This is a genomic window from Arthrobacter crystallopoietes BAB-32 (assembly GCF_000328305.2).
Classification (GTDB): domain Bacteria; phylum Actinomycetota; class Actinomycetes; order Actinomycetales; family Micrococcaceae; genus Crystallibacter; species Crystallibacter crystallopoietes_A.
In genome coordinates this window covers 1-18,700 of the sequence record NZ_ANPE02000207.1, presented here as the reverse complement: position 1 = coordinate 18,700, position 18,700 = coordinate 1, and the positions used below count along the sequence as shown (strand labels likewise).

Here is an 18,700-nt window from a genome sequence, read left to right as displayed (position 1 = left end):
CTTGGCAGTCTCAGAAAGGAAGACGTCATGAGCAGCATGAATCTTGCACTCCCCCGCATTTTCGGCCGGCCGTCAGTACGGGAGCAGGTTCTCCTCCCAGAGCGGAGTGCATCTCCCAGTGCCTGGCCGTATGGGATCTCGGGACGGATTACCGCCAATCCTTGGGAAGGCCTATACCTGATCGAGACGGAAACGAACCCGTCACTGGAAGGTCCTGGTCTACTCGGCTAAATCCAGTTCGGGCTTTACGACCGCCTGCATGCCAGAGGTGTAAATATGGCGCGTTTGGCCCATGTAACCAAGAAAGACCCGGCCTTGCCCATGACATTTTCGGGGAAGACAAGGAACAAAGAATCGCGGTCCTGCTCGCCCCCCTGCATCGCCGAGACGCACTGCAGTCACCGTAACCCATACCCGGGTCGCTGCATGAGCCGGAGTATCCCTCCACACATGCTGAACAGATCCCGCAAGCCCGCCGAGAATCGAATCTCCACAACCCGCCACGGCCCTGGTAACAAGGAGGATGGACGCTCCCTTAAGGGAACACCAGCGCTACAGCATCATTCTGGCCGAAAGACGCTGCACATAACGAGGAAGCCGCTGAAGGCGCTCCCCTGCAGGTGGCCCAACTGCACCAGCGGCTTGCCGCCGGCATAGGAGAGAGCGCCCTCCCAGGGTGAATGGCATTAGCCGCGGGATTTCTATACCCGTACCTGCGGGCAGACAAAACACAACCACCGATTATTAGATCGCCCAGGACCTGAGGCAGATCACTTCTTACGCACCGGTAATGCAGGCGGGCGCACCACCGCGGACGGCGGCTGACCGGCCTCAACTGACCGCAAGCGTGCGTGCAGCCTGCGGCATCCAAGCCTGGCTCCTGCTGAGTCTCGGGATCCTGATCTCGTGCGGACATGCGTGTAGCCGGTCAGCCTACTCACCGCCGGATTTCTCGGGCTCCCTCTACAGGACCAAGGTATAGGCCTGGCGCCGGAATACGGCATTAACCTTTGGCGAGCTGTTCCGGGCCAGGGGCTGGTTATTCTTCCAGCCTAGGTGGCGTGTTCGGGGCGTGCCAGAACTGTCGGACCACCGTGGCGTAGCGGCTACTCATCCGGGCGCGGTTGCGAGGGGCGGCTATGGAAACGTGTATCCCGCAGTGGATCCTGTGCAAGAGGGGAATCCTGTGCTCGGCCGGATCGGCACCGTAGTACCGGACAGGGAGGTTGTACAGGTCGTGCTAGTCCGTTTCCGCCCCATCGCAGTAGAAGCAGCGGGCGGGCGATGTCCCGTCGCATGCCTCATCGCTGCCTATGTCTGCGGAAGGGGCAATGGAATGCCGGGGGAAACCGTGAGGTTGGGCAAACCGCGGCAGTGCCGTGCTAGGCATTGGCGTCCTTTCGGAGGGCTTCGGCTATGATCTGGACGAGGTGGCGGCTGTCGAGGCCGGCGAGGTCGCGGACCTGGGTACGGCAGGAGAAGCCGTCGGCGAGGATGGCCCGGTCCGGCGCTGCGTCGGCCTTGGCGAGGATGCCGCCGCGGGCGATGTTCCCGGAGACTTCGTAGTGGCCTTTTTCCATGCCGAAGTTCCCGGCCAGCCCGCAGCATCCGGTGGAGGTTTCGACGTCGCAGCCCATGGCTTCCAGCAGCTGCTCGTCGGCGCCGTAGCCCATCACGGAATGATGATGGCAGTGTGGCTGGACTAGGAGCTTTTCGGCCGTGGTCGGGGGCCGCCAGCCGATGCCGGTGAGGAACTCCGCCACGGTCTTCACCGCGCCGGCCAGTTCGGCAGCGCGGGGATCGTCGGGGAGCAGTTCGAGCAGGTCCGAGCGCAGGGTGGCGGTGCAGCTGGGTTCGAGGCCGACGACGGTGCGTCCGTCGCGGACGTGCGGGATGAGCAGGTCCAGGGTCCTGCGAAGTTTGGCCCTGGCTGCGGTGAGCTGTCCGGTGGATATCAGGGTCAGGCCGCAGCAGGCGCCGGGGCCGGCGATCTCGACGTCGGCGCCGGCGGCGGCCAGTACTTCGAGTGCGTCCCGGGGAACACCGGGTGCCATGGCATCGGAGAAGGAGTCCACCCAGAGCAGGACCTTGGCGGCGCCGGGGACGGCGGGCAACTGCTTCCCGGCCTGGCTGGTCCAGCGGAAGGGGCGGGCGGGCAACGGCGGCAAGGACCGGCGGGGGTCGGCTCCCATCAGGGTCATCATAAGTTTGCGTGCCGCGGGGATCCGGCCGACGGCGTTAACCAGCGGGGCCAGGGGTGCCGCGAGCTTGAGCCACTGGGGCAGCCGGCCGAGGGTGTAGTGGCTGAGCGGGCGGATCCGTCCCTTGTAGGTCTGGTGGAGGGTTTCGGATTTGAACATGGCCATATCGACGCCGGTGGGGCAGTCGTTGGCGCAGGCCTTGCAGTCTCAGGCACAAATCCAGGGCGTCGTGAACTTCCGGCGAGTTCCAGCCAAGCGTGACGACGCCGCCGTTGAGCATTTCCTGCAGGGTCCGGGCCCGGCCGCGGGTGGAGTCCTTTTCGTCCCGGGTGGCGGTGTAGGACGGGCACATGAATCCGCCCTGGTCGCGCAGGTCGGCGCGGCACTTGCCCACGCCGACGCAGCGGTGGACGGCCTTAGTGATATCGCCGCCGTCGTGAGCGAAGGCGAAGCCGTCGGTGGCCCGCAACTCGACGGCCTGGGGGCGGCGGAGGTCCGCGTCCAGCGGGGCCGGCCGGACCACGATGCCCGGGTTCATGACGTCATCGGGGTCGAAGAGTGCCTTGAACTTCTCCATGGCTTGCAGCGCCTCCGGGCTGTACATGGTGGGGAGCAGCTCAGACCGGGCCCGCCCGTCGCCGTGTTCACCGGAGAGAGAGCCGCCGTGCTCGGCGGCCAGGTCCGCGGCGCGTTTCAGGAAGCGGCGCATGAGCGCGGCATCCTTTTCGAGCGGGAAGTCGATACGCACGTGCACGCACCCGTCGCCGAAGTGCCCGTAGGCCAGGCCGGAGACTCCCTCGTCGGCCATGAGGGCTTCGAGCCCGCGCAGGTAGCCGCCGAGGTTCTCCGGGGGTACGGCGGAATCTTCCCAGCCGGGCCAAGCCTGCTCGCCGGCGGCGGTGCGGCCGGCCAGGCCGGCGCCGTCGGCACGGATCTGCCACAACCGCGTCGCTTCCGGGCCGGCGGGCAGGACCCGGGTTTCCAGGGCGCCGGAGGCAGCGGCGAGCTTGCCGGCGACTTCCACCGCCTCCGCGGCGGTGGCCCCGCCGACTTCGGCCATCAGCCAGCCGCCGCCGGTCGGCAGTGCCGGGACGCTGCCGTTGCCGTGCGCCCGGCGCACGACATCGACCAGCTGAGCGTCCAGGCCTTCCAGCGCCAGCGGGCGGAACGGCAGCAGGGCGGGCACGTCGTCGGCGGCGGTGGCCATGTCGGCGTAGCCGAGCACGGCCAGCGCCGGGGCCGCGGCACGGGGGACGAGTTTGACCGTGGCTTCAAGCAGGATGCCGCAGCTGCCCTCGGTGCCGGTCAAGGCCGCGGCCAGATTCCGCCCGTTCTCCGGGAGGAGGTGTTCCAGTGAGTAGCCGGAGATCTGTCGGCCGAAGCGGCCGAACTCGGTGCGCAGCACGGCCAGGTTCTCACTCACGAAGGCGGCCAGGCCCGCCACCGCGTCCAGGGCGTCGGCTCCGGAACCGGCCGTGACTATGTCGCCGCTCCCGGTCAGCCACGTCATCGACACGACATTGTCCGCGGTCCGTCCGTAGGACAGCCCGTGCGGGCCGCAGGCGTTATTGCCGATCATCCCGCCAAGCGTGCACCGGGTCGCGGTGGAAGGATCGGGCCCGAACCGCAGGCCGAAGGGTTGGGCCGCCTGCTGGAGCGTGTTAAGTACGACGCCGGGTTCCACGACCGCGGTGGCGGATTCCGGGTCGATGGACAGGACGCGGTTCATGAACCGGGAAAAGTCGATGACCATCCCAGGGCCGATTGCATTGCCGGCGCACGAGGTGCCGGCCCCGCGGACGGTGACCGGGATTCGGTGTCGGCGTGCTGCCTGCACCGCGGTGACCACGTCCTCCGTTGAGCGGGGCAGGACCACAACCTCCGGGACCATCCGGTAGTTGGACGCATCGGTCGAGTACAGGCCCCGGGTCAGGGACGAAAAGTCCACAATGTCCCCGAGCCGGTCCCTCAGATCCGCGAGGAATGACTCCACTGACGTCTGCTGCCGGAATTCTGTCGTTGTCGAGCCCATGGCTTGCTGCTGCTCCTTGCTGGGTCTTGCGCGAGATTTTTCCTCGGCGGGCTGTCACCGCTCGAAGAGTTGTATGGGCAGCTGTGGCCCGGAGGCGTGATTCCGGGCCACAGCCGATATCGACGATTTGCCGTCGTGGGCGCACCTCGCGCCGGCGTTTGCGGCTCGTGACTCGGGCACGAGCCGCCTCAAGTCTTAGCCGGTGATGTCCGCTCCCAGGCTTTCGCCCAAGGCGTGCATCGAGGCGTCCTGTTGGCGTTGGTAGAGCTCGTTGGGATCGGCCACCGGGCGGCCGACGATCTGCGACATTACCGAAATGTCATAGTCGGTGCCGGTCCGGGTATCGTCACGGGTGCCTTCGTCCGTGAGATTGGACTGGAAAATCCCGGCCGCGGAGCGGGGCAGGAAGTCCTCATAGACGATCGGTTCGGGCACCGCGACCCCGTTTTCGATCAGCTCGTCCAGGGACGCGGTGCGCCCCTGCAGCGAGCCGCCGTAGCGCGAGTTCAGGGCGTCTTCGTCCACCGAGTAGGTGAAGTAGGCCAACTTCTGCACGGCCAGCTCCTTCTCGGTGCGAGGAAGGTACTCCTCCCAGACTCCGCGGGCGACGTCGACACGCACGCCGTTGCCTTCCCCGGCCGCCAGCCGGCGGTCGGTCTCGGCAACCATCCGGTCGTAGAGGTCGCGGCCGGCCGGAGTGAGCGCGATGCCGCGCTGTTCGACCTCGCCGAACCGCACGCGCAGCTCACCGGGGGCGACGGTGCCGTCCTCGAAGCGGAAAATGCGGTCCTCGGACAGGGCTCGGAAGGAGGTCTGACGCAGCAGGATGTCCGGGCCATCCCACCGGGGCGGACCTTGGATTTCGTCGATCATGGTGATGCCCTGGGCTTCCATCCGGGCGTAGAGGTCGTCAATGTCCAGCACCCGGGGGGTGAGGTGGTTGATGTGAGTCGTGGTGACACCGCCGATGTCGGAGGCGACCGCCGAGACGGCTTCGAGCTTCTTGTACCATACGTAATCGACCGGGTCGTCGGAGAGCTTGAACGCCGCGGTGGCCAGGTCGAGCAGGCGCCCGGCCTCGTCCGCCTCAAGGCCGGCGTTGGCCGCGGCCTTGTCTGCCAGTTCCAGCAGCTCCTCGGGGAAGAGGGTGCGGGCGCGGATGAACTCACGCAGCTGTTCCTGCAGTTCGGGGCTGAAGAACCGGGGGTCGTCGGCGGCGAGCATGGACGTGAAGACACGGAAGGGGTTCTTGGCCAGTTCGTCCGGATCGACCGGACGAAACGCGGTGGAGACGACGGGGACTGAGGACTTGGACGCGTCGCGCAGGTCATAGAAGCCCACCGGGTGCATGCCGAAGGCGGCAAACACCCTGGCGACCTGCGACATTTCCTTCGCCGAGCCGACCCGGATGGCTCCGTGCCGTTCAGCGGTGACCCGGGAGATGCTGCCCAAACGCTCGGCCTCGGCGCCCTTGCGCTTCAGGAAATCTTCGTTGACCTCGGTGGATACCTCCACGAGGGTGTTGTAGGCCGGGACTTCTTCCCCGTACATGAGGGACAGCCGACGGGCGAACTCTGCCCGCAGCTGCCACAGCTCAAGGAAGGACATGGTTTGATCCTTTCGATTCCACTAGTGGGCGCATGGTGTCGGGGCTACCGTCTTCACAGACCGTTCCCCGTATGGTTGGTTTAGGTTTCCCGCCTAAGCGGGCTGCGGAGGAGGGCAATGACCGAGATGAGGAACAGGCGACATTAATCACCACCGAGGGCCAGGCGCCGTGGTGGGCGCATTGACAATCAAGGCGCATGAACCCACGAGATGTGCTGCCTGGAAACGCCCTCCGGTTCATGGAAACGGAAACTGGCAGGTAGGCGGTCCAAACCGCGGTTGCTCCCGCCCACCCGGCGATTCTGGCTAGCTCATCCCTTGCTCTCCTCTTAATATTGGCTAGCCTGCATTGCCGGCTTTCGTATCGTTGCACCCTTACTAGCCACGGTCTCTCCGGAGTAGAGCAAACAGCGCCGAATCATGCGTTTACTCAGTCCGGTCCGGCGGGCGAGTTCTGCCGTGCTTGCCCTGGCACGGCCGGATCGACGCTCGAGGGTAAGGACTGCGTTAACTCTCTGAAGGGCCCAAACGGGCACTGCTGGGTTGATCATTGCTGGTTCCGATTCGTGCAGGTGCGGACAGAGTGCAAGGAGGCTGTGGTGGACTGCCCTTATGCGGTGCGGAACCGCGGGGCAGCCGGTCTAGCCGCCCAGACGTTGGCCAAGGACGTGCATTTGCGGAGCGTGGTTCAGCTGGCCGCACTTTCCCGGAAACTACCGAGGCGGCCACCGTGAAATACCAAAGGCTCTCCCTCGGCGGCCTGCATCTGCAGAACCTCAGCGACGATCAAGATGTGATCGCCTCCGTCAAGTTCCTCACGAATGGCGCAGTCTATCCATCCCAGGGCACCGTCAATGTGCGGGGTCCCGAACTGGGACTTGGTCCAGGAAATGGACTGAAATTTGTCTCCGGTCTTACTCGAGAGTGCCTTGCAGATCGGCTGCTGGCCATCGGCTAGCAGGCTGACGCTGAACCAGCGGGCTCGGGCGACCTTGGGCCAGCTGCTCGAGGTGCGGGCCACGCTGAAGGTTACCAGTGCGGGGTCCAGGGACAGGGACTGGAAAGTGCCGACGATGAGGCCCGCGGGGCCGCCCGTTTCGGGATCTTCCGCGCAGATGGCTGCGACTCCTGTGGGCAGGTGCCGCATAACGGCGCGGAAGTGATCGGGGCTGATGGTGCTGGCAACGGTGTCGGGGAAGGTTTCGGTGCTCATTGGTTGCTCCTATTCCTGATGATGTCCGTGTCAGGCCATGGAAGGCTGTTGAAGGTGGGCGTGGATGTCGAGTGCTGTCTGCAGGCCGCTTTCGATGGCTCCATCGATGAACCCTGCCCAGATGTTGGCGTGGTCGGCGCTGGCGAAGTGCAGCACGCCGGTGTTCTCCTGCTGGGCCTGGTGGTACTTGGTCAGCTGGCCAGGGCGCTGGATCTGCCACGTTTCCTGGGCATAGGGGTCGGACATCCAGTCGTAGCCGCCGACCTCCTCTACTTCGAGGTCCTCGCGCCAGACCTTCAGAGCCTCGGTGACGGCCTTGGCATCCGTGACGTCGAGCTTGGTGGAATCGGGGCCGAAGCCGACGAGGATGGCGTAGTCGTCTCCCATGAACTCGGTGCGCACCACCGCCAGCGGGTGATGCTGGGACGAGTAGGCGAAGAATGGTTTGATGGGGCCGCGCACGCGGATCCATGCCTTGACGCCCTGGGACGCTGTCTTCTCCAGGCTGGGACGGATCTTGTTCTCGGGCAGCGGCGGGGTGATGTCCAGCTGGTGGAGGATGTTCTGGGGGACTGTGATCACCACCCGCTGTGCCCTGATGCGTTTGCCATCGCCGTAGGTGACTTCGGCTCCGTCGCTGTCATGGGTGATGCTGGTGACCGGCGAGTTCAGAATAATTTCGCCCTGCACGTCGTTGGCGATGGACTGGATCAGGGTGCGAGTGCCGTCGACCAGACGGTAGATGGCCGACGCTTCGTGCATCAGGTGCCAGTGGCCGGCGGCGGCGGCGGTCCAGCGCAGAGCGCTGATGTAGGAGCATTCACTCAGAGGTGCGTTGAAGTGCCCGACCCATGCCGCTTCATTGGCGTTCTTTTCGTCCTCGGAAAGGTTCAGCTTGTCGAGCATTTCCTGGACGCTGTACTGGTCGATCTCACTCAGATCGGGAACGGCCAAGGGTGTATCCGGGCGGGGAATCCACTTCGTCGTATCTTCCAGCAGGCGGGTCATGCCGGGGTCGATGAGGGACATGATGTCCTCCGTCCCACCCTTGCGCACTTCGTCGCCCGCCAGCCAGTAAGTCTCTTCAGCGCGGGGTCCGCGGGTGACGCCCAGCCCGTAGCGCGTGATTTCTGCCCAGGTATGCGGCTGGGTCCAGTGCACCCAGGTGCCGCCAATTTCCAGGTCGTGGCCGAGGCGGTGATCAGTCCACGTCCGGCCGCCAATGCGGTCGCGGGCTTCCAGGACGACGGCATTGATGCCCTTACGTCCCAGTTCACGGGCGGCGATGAGTCCGGCAAAGCCAGCGCCGACGATGACGACATCCGTGTTGTCGGTCATTGAGGTTCTCCTGTTCGAAACGAAGTGATGGGTATCAGCGGCTACCGGCGGGAACTGCTGCCCGCGCCATGCGGTAGTCGGTGGCAGGATGTCCGTGGGCCGTGTGCATGGTGCCGGGGCCGTAGAACTTCTCGCGAAGGGTCAGTGGCTCTTCCGGCTCGGCACGTTCGGCGATCAGGCCTTGGCGGCGCAGCTCGGGCAGCGCCAGCTCGATGAACTCCTGCCAGCCTCCTGGCTTGGCGGTGTAGCTGAGGTTGATGCCGTCCACCCCTGCTTCGTCCCGCCAGCGCTTCAGTTCGGAGGCAACGGTGTCGGGCGAGCCGACGATAGTCGATCCCGTGCCGCCGATGCCCAGGAACTGGGCGATCTCCCGCGGCGTCCATTCCCGGTCAGGGTCGGCCTTGGAGAACATGTCTACTACCGACTGCACACCCTTCGTCTCCACGCTCTGCAGCGGGGTGTTCGGGTCATAGGAAGACAGGTCTACTCCGGTCCATCCGCCGAAGCGGGCCAGAGCCCCTTCTATGGTCACGTTCTCCAAGGACCGGTCGTACTTTTTGCGGGCTTCCTCGTCGGTGGGGGCAACGACGACGGTGAGCAGGACGATGACCTTCACATCGTGCGGGTCCCGTCCGGCGTCCGCTGCTGCCTGGCGGATTTTCTCCACGCTGCGGCGGGCCTGATCGATGGAAACAGTATTGATGAACACGGCCTCGGCATGCTTGCCGGCGAAGGCCATGCCGCGGGACGAGGCTCCTGCTTGGAACAGCACGGGGGTACGCTGCGGTGAAGGCTCGCACAGGTGGAAACCTTCAACCGAGTAGTACTTGCCCGTGTGTTCGATGGGGTGCACTTTTGAGGGTTCCACATAGGTGCGGCCTTCTGTGTCACGGACAACGGCATCGGATTCCCACGAGCTTTCCCAAAGCTTGTACACCACGTCCATGTACTCCTCGGCCACCTCGTAGCGCTCGTCATGGCCCAGCTGCTGGGTCAGGCCGAGGTTGCGCGCCGCCGACTCGGAGTAAGAGGTGACAATATTCCAGCCGATCCTGCCACGGGTGAGGTGATCGAGGGTGCTGAAACGGCGGGCCAGCAGGTACGGCTGTTCGTAGGTCAAAGAGCAGGTGACCCCAAACGTCAGGTGCCTGGTGGCGGCAGCCATGGCGCTGATCATCAGCAGTGGGTCGTTGACGGGGAACTGGGCCGCGTCACGCAGCGCTGCGTCGGGTTTTCCCTCATATACGTCGTGGTAACCGACGGTGTCAGCGAAAAAGATGCCGTCAAAACCGGCCGATTCCAGCAGACGCGCGGTCTCGGTCCAGTAGTTCAAATCAGTGTAGCGATGCCCCTGATCGCCTTCGGTGCGCCACGAACCCGCCGTTAGATGGGCGGGGGCAACAACATCGAAGGCAAAGAGGCTCAGCGGACGGTTCTGCATGACGGCGGCACTTCCTTGCGCACTCAGTCGCTTAGAGCAAAAGTCTAAGCGTTCATTTGGCGAACGTTGACGTTCAAAAAATATAGGGAGTTACTTGAGTCACTGTCAAGCACCGCTCGCAGCTGGGGAAAAGTGACGGGAGAGTGACGCTTGACATAGTGGCCTGCGGCACAAGATACTTTTGGGCAGCCGTTCACTTCATGAACGTGCCTATTCATTTTTACGGGCGCTTCGTATCCCGTTTGCCGCAATGCTGCGGCTGAATACGCGGTCCTGTTCCGTTTCATCGGAGAAAGAGTCAGACATGACCTCAAGCGAAACCCTTACTCACCACGACCTGGGGGCGTCTTCCGGCATGACGCCCAAGCAGCGCCGGTTTCTGACGAAACTTACGGCCGTTATCGCCGGCGGCATGTTCATAGACGGTTTTGTGCTCGGCGGTATCGGTGCTGCCATGCCGTCGATCACCTCCGATCTCGGGCTTGACGCCGTGTGGCAGGGGCTGATTGGCGCCTCCGTGCTGATCGGCATCTTCCTCGGTGGACCCATCGGCGGCTACCTGGCCGACAAAGTCGGGCGCAAACCGATGTTCACCATCGACCTGTGTATTTTCCTGGTCGGATCGATCGCACAGTTCTTTGTCGCCGAAGCCTGGCAGCTGTTCGTCATACGTCTGGTGATGGGCATTGCTGTTGGCGCCGACTACGCGGTCGGCTGGCCGCTTCTTGCCGAATTTGCCCCGGCCCGACTGCGCGGCAAGCTGCTCGCGTTGGTGGAAGTCATGTGGTATGTGGGCTATCTTGTCGCGTACGCCGTCGGTTACCTGATGGTGGGGTCCACAGACCTGCCTTGGCAGGTCATTCTGGGTGTCAGTGTGGTGCCGACCGTGATTGTTATGTTGCTGCGGCTGGGCACTCCGGAGTCCCCGCGCTGGCTAATGAGCCAGGGCAGGGCCGAAGAGGCAGCCGAGCTGGCCAAGAAGTACATGGATGAAGACGAGCAACGGGACCTGCTCAGTGAAGTCCAGGTCAAGCCCCGCTTCGCGAGATTGTTCTCCCGGAATTACATCAAGGCCACCACCTTTGTCTGCGTGTTCTGGATCTGCAACGTCACGCCCTATTTTGCAATCGCCACATTCGCTCCGGTAGTGCTGAACCAGCTCGGTATCGAAGACGGCCTCGCCGCCGCGCTGGCCCTGAATAGCGTCGTCGTGCTTGGCTCCATGGCTTCTGTGATGCTGATCGAACGCATCGGCCGCCGTAAATTGGCTATTCCGCCGTTCTGGATTTCCGCGGTCGCTCTGGTGTTGGTGGGCCTGTTCTCACACCAGTCTCCCGCCCTGATCATCATCTGCTTCCTGATTTTCTCCTTCGTAAACGCAGCATCCTCGGCACTGGCAGGCGTCTTTCCCGGCGAGATCTTTCCCACTGAGATCCGCGGGGCGGGAGTCGGCTTCGCGACAGCTGCTTCCCGCGTGGGAGCAGCTGCCGGAACGTTCATCTTGCCCTTGTCCCTTGAAGGCCTTGGCGTAGGCGCCACGATGATGTTCGCTGCCGGCATGTGCCTCATCGGCGGCGTCGTTTCCCAGGTCATGGCTCCTGAAACCAAGGGCCTGCTGCTGAGCGAGGCCTCCGGCCGGCGCAAAGAGACCAGCGTGTAAGTCTTGGGCCGGGCGCCCCTACTCCACCGAGCAGGAATGAGGGGCGCAGGGCCAGCCAGCCCCGTTATGCCAAGATTGCGTCAGGTCCTCTCCCCTCATCGGGGAAAGTGCCCTGCGGCGACAAGGGGCTTACGGCCTGCACATGTAACCACCAACGGGAAGGCTTCGAAGAACATGCCCAGCAACGAAGACAGCACGGCGGAGAGCACGGACACACAGGACCTGATCAACAAGTCCGTCGTCAAAGCCATCAACCTGCTGCGCGAGCTGGGCCGTCACCCTCGAGGAGTCACCGTCACTGACATCGCCCACAAGGTCGGCATGACCCGCCCGACCGCATTCCGCCTGCTGCTAAGCATGGAACGCGAAGGATTTGTCGATCGGAAGGACAATCTATACACCGTTGGCTGGGACCTCCTGCGGCTAGGGCGCCAAACCGACCTCACCTTCGGTATGGCGGCCCGGGTCCAGCCATACATTGAACAACTTGCCGAGCAGCTCAATGAATACACCGCATTTGTACTGATGAAAGGCGAACTGGACTACGACATCATTGCGGAGGCCGCCGCGGCCTCCCGGATGCTCAGCGTTTCGGCCATTCACCAGCGCTTCCCGCTGCACGCCAGCGCCTTCGGAAAAATCATGCTCGCCGAACTGCCCGACGACCGCATCGCAGAGATCCTCCCTGCCAAACTCCCGCACTTCACTAACGAAACAATCATGGACCGAGACACACTGCTCCAAGAGCTGCACGCTGTGCGCAGGCAATCATACGCAGTGCTCGACAGCGAGCTCGAAGAAGGACTGTTCGCCGTAGCCGTGGGCTGCTATGACGCAGACGGCCGGCTGTTCGGTGCCCTTAGCGCTACCGGCCCCGAACAGCGCATGAAGACCGGCAAACTTCCCCACATACTGGAAAGCCTTCACACGACGGCCGACGAAATATCCCGGATCCTGAGCTAAATCCGCTGCGGGCCTGGGCCTGCCCCGCCCGGGTTGAGCAGTGCCTGAACTAACACTCACGCACAACCGGGGACCCGGTTCCCCTGTATCCCCCTTAAGGAGCCACTTCTATGACAACCATGGCCACCCGAGGCCAGGCACTGGCCGACACAACTCCTCAAGAACTCGAGAACATCCTTGCCTCGGCCCACGCGGCGGCCGGCCCCTGGGGCCGGTTCCTGCCATCCGAAAGGGCCCGCGTCCTCGATACAATTGCCGACGCCCTGGAAGCTGACGCTGAAGAGCTCGTAACCGTGGCGGCATCCGAGACCAACCTCGGCCGAGACCGGCTCACCGGAGAACTTAAACGGACCGCGTTCCAGCTGCGGCTTTTCGGAGATGTCCTCCGGGACGGCGGCTTCCTGGATGCCCGAATCGACCATGAAGACCCTAACTGGCCTTCAGGTGCTGCCCGACCGGACACACGCCGCACGAAACACCCCATCGGTTCGGTCATAGTTTTCGCCGCCAGCAACTTTCCTTTTGCCTTCTCCGTGGCAGGAGGCGACACTGCATCCGCTCTGGCGGCAGGCAACCCCGTAGTTGTTAAAGCACACTCAGGGCATCCGCAGCTTTCAGAACGGACTGCGCAGATTGTGTTGAGCGCCTGCCGTACAGCCGGAGCGCCGGAGGGTATCTTCGCCCTAATCAGCGGCACCGCTGCCGGGGTCGAGGCGCTGCGGGACCACCGCATCAAAGCCGCCGGATTCACCGGATCGATTCCGGGTGGCCGAGCTCTCATGGACATTGCCGTATCCCGGCCCGACCCCATCCCGTTCTATGGGGAACTGGGAAGCAACAATCCGGTCTTCGTCACGCCCTCTGCAGCGGCAGCACGCGGCGACGCGATTGCAGAAGGTTATCTGGCCTCCTTCACTCTTGGAGCCGGTCAGTACTGTGTCAAGCCAGGAATGCTGTTCGTACCCGCCGGCTCCGGAATGATTGAAAAACTGCGGGCCAGCGTCCTGCCCGACGGTGCCAAGCTGCTCAACGAGCGCATTCAAAAAGGCTACGTTGACAGCCTCCAGCAGCTTTCATCCAACCCGCACGTTCAGGTACTGGCACAAGGACCCGCGCCTCTGTCAGAGTTGCCCTCCCCCACCCTGCTGCTCACCAGGGCGGAGCATGTTCTCTCCGCCCCACAGGAGTTGGAAACCGAGTGCTTCGGCCCGACATCGGTCGTGGTTGAATACGATGACCTGGCCGAACTGGTCCCCTTGGCTGAAACCTTCGAAGGCCAGCTCACGGCCACCATCCACGGCGAAGACGACTGTCCAGTGGAAGAACTGGTCCAGGTTTTGTCGGAGAAGGCAGGCCGAGTCCTGTGGAACCAGTGGCCCACAGGCGTAGCGGTCACCTACGCCCAGCACCACGGCGGACCCTATCCCGCCTCAACTGCAGTCGCCTCGACCTCTGTAGGTACGTCGGCCATCGACCGGTTCCTGCGCCCCGTCGCCTACCAAGGGTTCCCCCAGCACCTTCTGCCAGAGGAACTCCGGGAAAGCAACCCACTGGGAGTACCCCAGATGATCAACGGCAGCCGGTAGGCACCGACCGACACCCGCAGGCAAGCACGGGGCGGGGCCAGGCTCCTCCCCGTGCTTGCCCTGATTCGTTGCGCCCGGCACTCAGATCGGGGAGCGGTTGCCGGACCAGGCTCAGCAGATGATCTCAGCCGCTCGCGGGGACGCAACGAAGAACATCACCTGCCGCCGCTACGCCACGGTGCCGACATCCGGCGGAATGGGATTCATCCGGCCAAACGCCACGACAACTAGACCGGTGGCATCACATGCGTGCCACCGGAAAGCACGACGAACAAGGAAGCACATGTCGAACGCACAAGCAAAAGTCCTCCGTTCCCTGGACACCCTGTCCCTCGCCGACCTGGTACTCAAGCCGAACGCTGCGAATGGCACCGCACCAAAAGATGCTGCCGACAGCGCTTTCTCGGTCAGCGCCAGCAATGTGGACCTTGGTTTCTGGGAGTGCTCCCCGGGCAGCTTCAGGACTGCCCGTGACGGCGTAAACGAAGTCATTTTGGTACTGGAGGGCAAGGGAACCCTTGTCTCTGATACCGGCGAACGCGTGGACCACCAGACCGGCGACCTGGTGCTGATCCCGAACGGCTGGAGCGGGTTATGGGAGATCCACGAGCACTTCAAGAAGCAGTACATCACCATGACCGTCTAGGCTGACAGATCCCAAAACCGTCGGAACCGGGAAGGCAGGAGTGTCTGCCTTCCGCCTCTGACACCGGATGCGGGTCCGCTTCCGACGATTTGCCAGATCATCGGAAGCGGTCACAAACAAACCGAAGACCAACACAGCCTGCTAGTGCCAATAACGTCGACAATGGCGGTGGAGCGGCCTGCTTTCGACACTGCCACCTTCTCAAGGCCGAGGAGCCCGGAGTTCCCCCTATCTAGGTCGGTTGGGGGCTTAGGCGGCGCACTCAATCAGCCAGAGCGCCCGAAGCCACTCGGCCGAGGACCAAGACTGCTGGATCCGCTTGGTGACCTGCCTATCCCGCCCAGGCGGTCCAGTACCACTGATACCCAATCGGCCCGAGGGCACTACATTAGTCTCTTTCCTGAAGCGCATAGTCAATTGCTACCACCGGGAAGGTGATAGCGCCTGAAGAACCGGCGTCCCATAAGCCGGTCCTTCAGCGCGACACCGGTTGGCACTCCCCCGGCCAAGGAAAATCCCATATAGAAGCTGCCTTGGCCGATTCGCGTAGACCCCGCCCGCAAAAAAGCCCGGTGAAGGTGCCCTAACCGCTACACTCGGGCATGTGACTGCACATCTCGTGGGGTACGCCCGCGTTTCAACCAATCAGCAGGACCTCACGGCGCAGCGCAATGGACTCACTGCCCTCGGCGTCCCCGAAGATCGGATTTACACCGACCACGGGCTGACCGGAACGAACCGCGCGCGGCCCGGACTCCGCGAGGCCATTGCCGCGGTCCGCGACGGCGACACCCTGGTCGTGACCAAGCTCGACCGGCTCGCCCGCTCCGTTCCCGACGCACGGGACATCGTCGAAGAGCTGACGAAGAAGAAAGTGAAGCTCAGCATCGGCGGATCCGTACATGACCCCACCGACCCCGTAGGCCGGCTCCTCTTTAACGTCCTGGCCATGGTCGCGGAGTTCGAAGCGGACCTCATCCGTGCCCGCACCCGCGAAGGCATGCAGGTCGCCAAGGCCAAAGGCCGACTCCGCGGCAAGCAGCCAAAACTGTCGAAGAGCCAGGAAGCCCACCTCGTCTCCCTATATAAGGGAGGAAATCACACCACCCCGCGGAAATCGCCGAGCTCTTCAAGGTCGCCCGGAGCACGGTGTACCGGATCGTCCAGCGGACCTCCTAGCGATGCGCCTCCAGCTAGTGCCGGCTGAACCCAGAAACTTAAACCACGAGGATGATTTCGAATCCGTTGTAGAGGTTTCGAAGGCACCGGCGTCGCCAAGTTGGAAGGTTACCGTTTTCGCGCCACCTGTCCGTTGGCGATGGCGTCCAGGTTCCTCGCCGACGATCAGCTTGCCGGAGAAGTTATTGCCGGACCGTTTGAATTCCTTGACCGGCCAGTTGCCCGGAACCCTGTGGTTCAGCACCAGAGTGCAGACACCCCCTGTTCGGCGACTACACCGACCTCTGCGATGATGGTGTGGGCGCCCTTGCGGTGCTGAGACTCGACCTCGACTGCAGCATCCCGGGGCTCCGGATGGCACCGAGCAATCCACTGCTCGGCAATGCTTTCGTGCACCAGATGTCCGCAGGACTACAGCATCAGCCGCGAGACGGTGTACCCGTATTTGCGCGCTTCCACCGTCGTAGCTGGCGCCTGCCGTAACCAGGACACTTAGGTGCCGTGGTCATTCGCCGATCAGGGGACGAGGTAATCGCTGTCCCGGGCGTCCGTGATGAGCATGTGCCCGGGCGCGTGGCCGATGGCCAGTGCCGGACGGGACTCCATAACCGCCGCCTGCGGGGTGACGCCGCAGGCCCAGAACACCGGGATGTGCCCCTCTGCAATCTGCACCGGGTCGCCGAAATCGGGCCTGGACAGGTCTGCTATGCCGAGCTCGTGGGGGTTGCCCACGTGCACCGGCGCACCATGGACCGCCGGGTAGCGGGAGGTGATGCGGACAGCGTCGGACACTTGGGAAGCGGGGATGGGACGCATCGAGACCACGAGCGGGCCGCTCATCGAGCCGGCCGGTTCGCAGCGCACGCTGGTGCGGTACATCGGCACATTGACGCCCTGGTCGATGTGCGCGATGGAGATCCCGCCCTCGCGCAGCGCGGATTCGAAGGTAAACGAGCAGCCGACAATGAAGGTGACCAGGTCGTCGCGCCAGTACTCGTTGATGTCCGTGGGCTCATCGACCTTCTGCCCGTCGCGGTAGACCGTGTAGCGCGGCACGTCGGTGCGGATGTCCCCGCCGGCCAGCAGCGGCCCGGTGGTCTCGCCGGCGTCGAGCACGCCCAGGATCGGACACGGCTTCGGGTTCCGCTGGGCGAAGAGCAGCACGTCGAACGCCAGCTCGCGGGGCACGATGATCAGGTTGGCCTGCGCGAAGCCGCGCGACCAGCCGGCAGTGGGGACGGCCAGGCCGGAGCGGAAGACGGCGCGCGCTTCGGCCGGGGACAGGGCGCCCGGATCCGCGGGCAGGGAGACAGTGGCAGTGGCCTCTTGTTGGTTGGTCATCGTCTAGCTCCAGAATCATGAAAGACCGGTCAGTCAGATCAATCCGGGACACAGCGGACAAATCACTGCACCCAGTCATCGCCTCTTGAGCAGGTCGCGATGGCAGCAGGCGCATCGGCATGGAGGCAACGCAGTCACCCTATGACTTGTTGAACAATGAAGACAAGGCCTGCTCAATAAAATTTTCGGGCTAGTCCGCGGAGGCTCTAACTAGATTGTTGAACAATTGTCACTTTTGGTGCATTCTGGAGTCAGTAAACGAACGAGACGGGTGTCACACATGGCAATTATGGACCTCAACAGCGACGCCGGGGAGTCCTTCGGCAACTGGGAAATGGGCGACGACGCGGCGATCTTCCGCTCGGTCTCCAGTGCCAACGTGGCCTGCGGTTTCCACGCCGGAGACCCGAGCACCATCGCTGCAACCTGCCGTGATGCGGTGGCAGCCGGAGTGACCATCGGCGCCCATGTGGGCTACCGGGACCTCGCGGGCTTCGGCCGGCGTTTCCTCGACTGCTCCCCCACGGAACTGGCGGACGACGTGCTCTACCAGCTCGGCGCGCTGCAGGCCCTAGCCCAGGCAGCCGGAGCGCGGATCCACTACGTTAAGCCACACGGCGCTCTCTACAACGCGATCGTCCATCATGAAGCCCAGGCCCAGGCAGTGGTCGATGCCGTGCGCGCCTTCGGCGGGGACCTGCCGCTGCTCCTGCTCCCAGGTTCGGTGGCCCTGTCCAAGGCCGCGGCCGCCGGACTACGAGGCGTCGCTGAGGCCTTCGCCGACCGCGCCTACAACCCCGATGGCACGCTGGTCTCACGCCGAGAGCCGGGGGCGGTCCTCCACGACGCCGACGTCGTCGTCGGCAACATGGTGCGGCTGGCCCAGACCGGCAAGCTCACGGCCATCGACGGCTCCATCATCAGGGTGGATGCCGAAAGCATTTGCGTCCACGGCGACACCCCGGGTTCGGTTGCGATGGCGGCCGCCGTGCGCGCCGGGCTCGAGGCCGCCGGCGTGACGGTTCGGAGCTTTGCGTGAGCGTGACAGACATCCGGTTTGCCGGGCCGCGCGCGCTGCTCGTTGAACTCTCCGGCCTGGAGTCCGTGCTGGCCCTGCATGCACGCCTGACCGCGGACCCGCTGCCCGGCCAGCTCGACGTGCTGGCCGCTGCCTCCACCGTGCTGGTCGAGTGCGACACCCGCGCCCACGCGGTGGCGGCTCAGACTGCCATCGAACAGCTGGAGCTGGACCATACCTCCGCCGGGACTGGGAAGACCATTGAAATTCCCGTGACGTATGACGGCGATGACCTCGCCGAGGTGGCCCGTCTCACCGGCCTCAGCCCCGAGGGCGTGGTCAATGCTCACACCGGGCAGGTTTGGACCGCGGCCTTCGGCGGCTTCGCCCCCGGCTTTGCCTACCTCACCGGCGAAAACGGCTCACTCGACGTGCCGCGGCACGCCACCCCGCGSACCGCCGTGCCCGCCGGCT

Annotated in this window: 13 protein-coding genes and 1 pseudogene; 7 read left to right on the top strand and 7 right to left on the bottom strand. The window is 64.0% G+C overall.

Annotated features, from left to right (window positions below; genetic code table 11):
• Positions 1-1,382: 1,382 nt before the first annotated feature.
• From D477_RS23740 to D477_RS16525, 6 genes are all read right to left on the bottom strand, one after another.
• A complete protein-coding gene (locus D477_RS23740) occupies positions 1,383-2,054 on the bottom strand; it encodes a (Fe-S)-binding protein (RefSeq protein WP_337587571.1) in 672 nt (223 codons plus the stop codon).
• Between the two features lie 184 nt (positions 2,055-2,238).
• Positions 2,239-4,233 (bottom strand): FAD-binding oxidoreductase, encoded by a 1,995-nt coding sequence (locus D477_RS16545; RefSeq protein ID WP_337587570.1) that lies wholly within the window; start codon positions 4,231-4,233, stop codon positions 2,239-2,241.
• A gap of 195 nt (positions 4,234-4,428) precedes the next feature.
• Positions 4,429-5,841, bottom strand: a complete 1,413-nt coding sequence (hglS, locus tag D477_RS16540) for a 2-oxoadipate dioxygenase/decarboxylase (protein WP_005272175.1) — start codon at positions 5,839-5,841, stop codon at positions 4,429-4,431.
• Between the two features lie 688 nt (positions 5,842-6,529).
• Positions 6,530-7,054: a flavin reductase family protein gene (locus tag D477_RS16535; protein ID WP_005272172.1), complete on the bottom strand. Its 525-nt coding sequence runs from the start codon at positions 7,052-7,054 to the stop codon at positions 6,530-6,532.
• Between the two features lie 30 nt (positions 7,055-7,084).
• Positions 7,085-8,392, bottom strand: a complete 1,308-nt coding sequence (locus D477_RS16530; RefSeq protein WP_005272170.1) for a flavin monoamine oxidase family protein — start codon at positions 8,390-8,392, stop codon at positions 7,085-7,087.
• 34 nt (positions 8,393-8,426) lie between these two features.
• Positions 8,427-9,833 (bottom strand): LLM class flavin-dependent oxidoreductase, encoded by a 1,407-nt coding sequence (locus D477_RS16525; RefSeq protein WP_005272167.1) that lies wholly within the window; start codon positions 9,831-9,833, stop codon positions 8,427-8,429.
• Positions 9,834-10,137: 304 nt separating this feature from the next.
• On the opposite strand from D477_RS16525, the gene D477_RS16520 reads away from it, so the two are divergent.
• The 5 genes and pseudogenes from D477_RS16520 to D477_RS21910 all read left to right on the top strand — a co-directional run bounded on the left by D477_RS16520 (position 10,138) and on the right by D477_RS21910 (position 15,867).
• A complete protein-coding gene (locus D477_RS16520; protein ID WP_005272164.1) occupies positions 10,138-11,493 on the top strand; it encodes an MFS transporter in 1,356 nt (451 codons plus the stop codon).
• A gap of 174 nt (positions 11,494-11,667) precedes the next feature.
• Positions 11,668-12,456, top strand: coding sequence for an IclR family transcriptional regulator (locus tag D477_RS16515; RefSeq protein ID WP_005272160.1), 789 nt, complete (start codon positions 11,668-11,670; stop codon positions 12,454-12,456).
• 110 nt (positions 12,457-12,566) lie between these two features.
• Complete coding sequence (locus tag D477_RS16510; protein ID WP_005272157.1) at positions 12,567-14,042, top strand: aldehyde dehydrogenase (NADP(+)); 1,476 nt, start codon at positions 12,567-12,569, stop codon at positions 14,040-14,042.
• Positions 14,043-14,325: 283 nt separating this feature from the next.
• Complete coding sequence (locus D477_RS21355) at positions 14,326-14,688, top strand: cupin domain-containing protein (protein WP_005272153.1); 363 nt, start codon at positions 14,326-14,328, stop codon at positions 14,686-14,688.
• A gap of 604 nt (positions 14,689-15,292) precedes the next feature.
• Positions 15,293-15,867: pseudogene (locus D477_RS21910) on the top strand (recombinase family protein).
• A gap of 516 nt (positions 15,868-16,383) precedes the next feature.
• Here D477_RS21910 and D477_RS16495 read toward each other — a convergent pair.
• Positions 16,384-17,208: a putative hydro-lyase gene (locus tag D477_RS16495; protein WP_005272149.1), complete on the bottom strand. Its 825-nt coding sequence runs from the start codon at positions 17,206-17,208 to the stop codon at positions 16,384-16,386.
• 280 nt (positions 17,209-17,488) lie between these two features.
• Here D477_RS16495 and D477_RS16490 point away from each other — a divergent pair, with 280 nt between their 5' ends.
• Both D477_RS16490 and D477_RS16485 read left to right on the top strand, forming a co-directional pair.
• Complete coding sequence (locus tag D477_RS16490; RefSeq protein WP_005272147.1) at positions 17,489-18,247, top strand: LamB/YcsF family protein; 759 nt, start codon at positions 17,489-17,491, stop codon at positions 18,245-18,247.
• A partial coding sequence (locus tag D477_RS16485; RefSeq protein WP_005272129.1) for a 5-oxoprolinase subunit B family protein occupies positions 18,244-18,700 on the top strand: 457 nt, incomplete at its 3' end. The genes D477_RS16490 and D477_RS16485, both read left to right, overlap by 4 nt.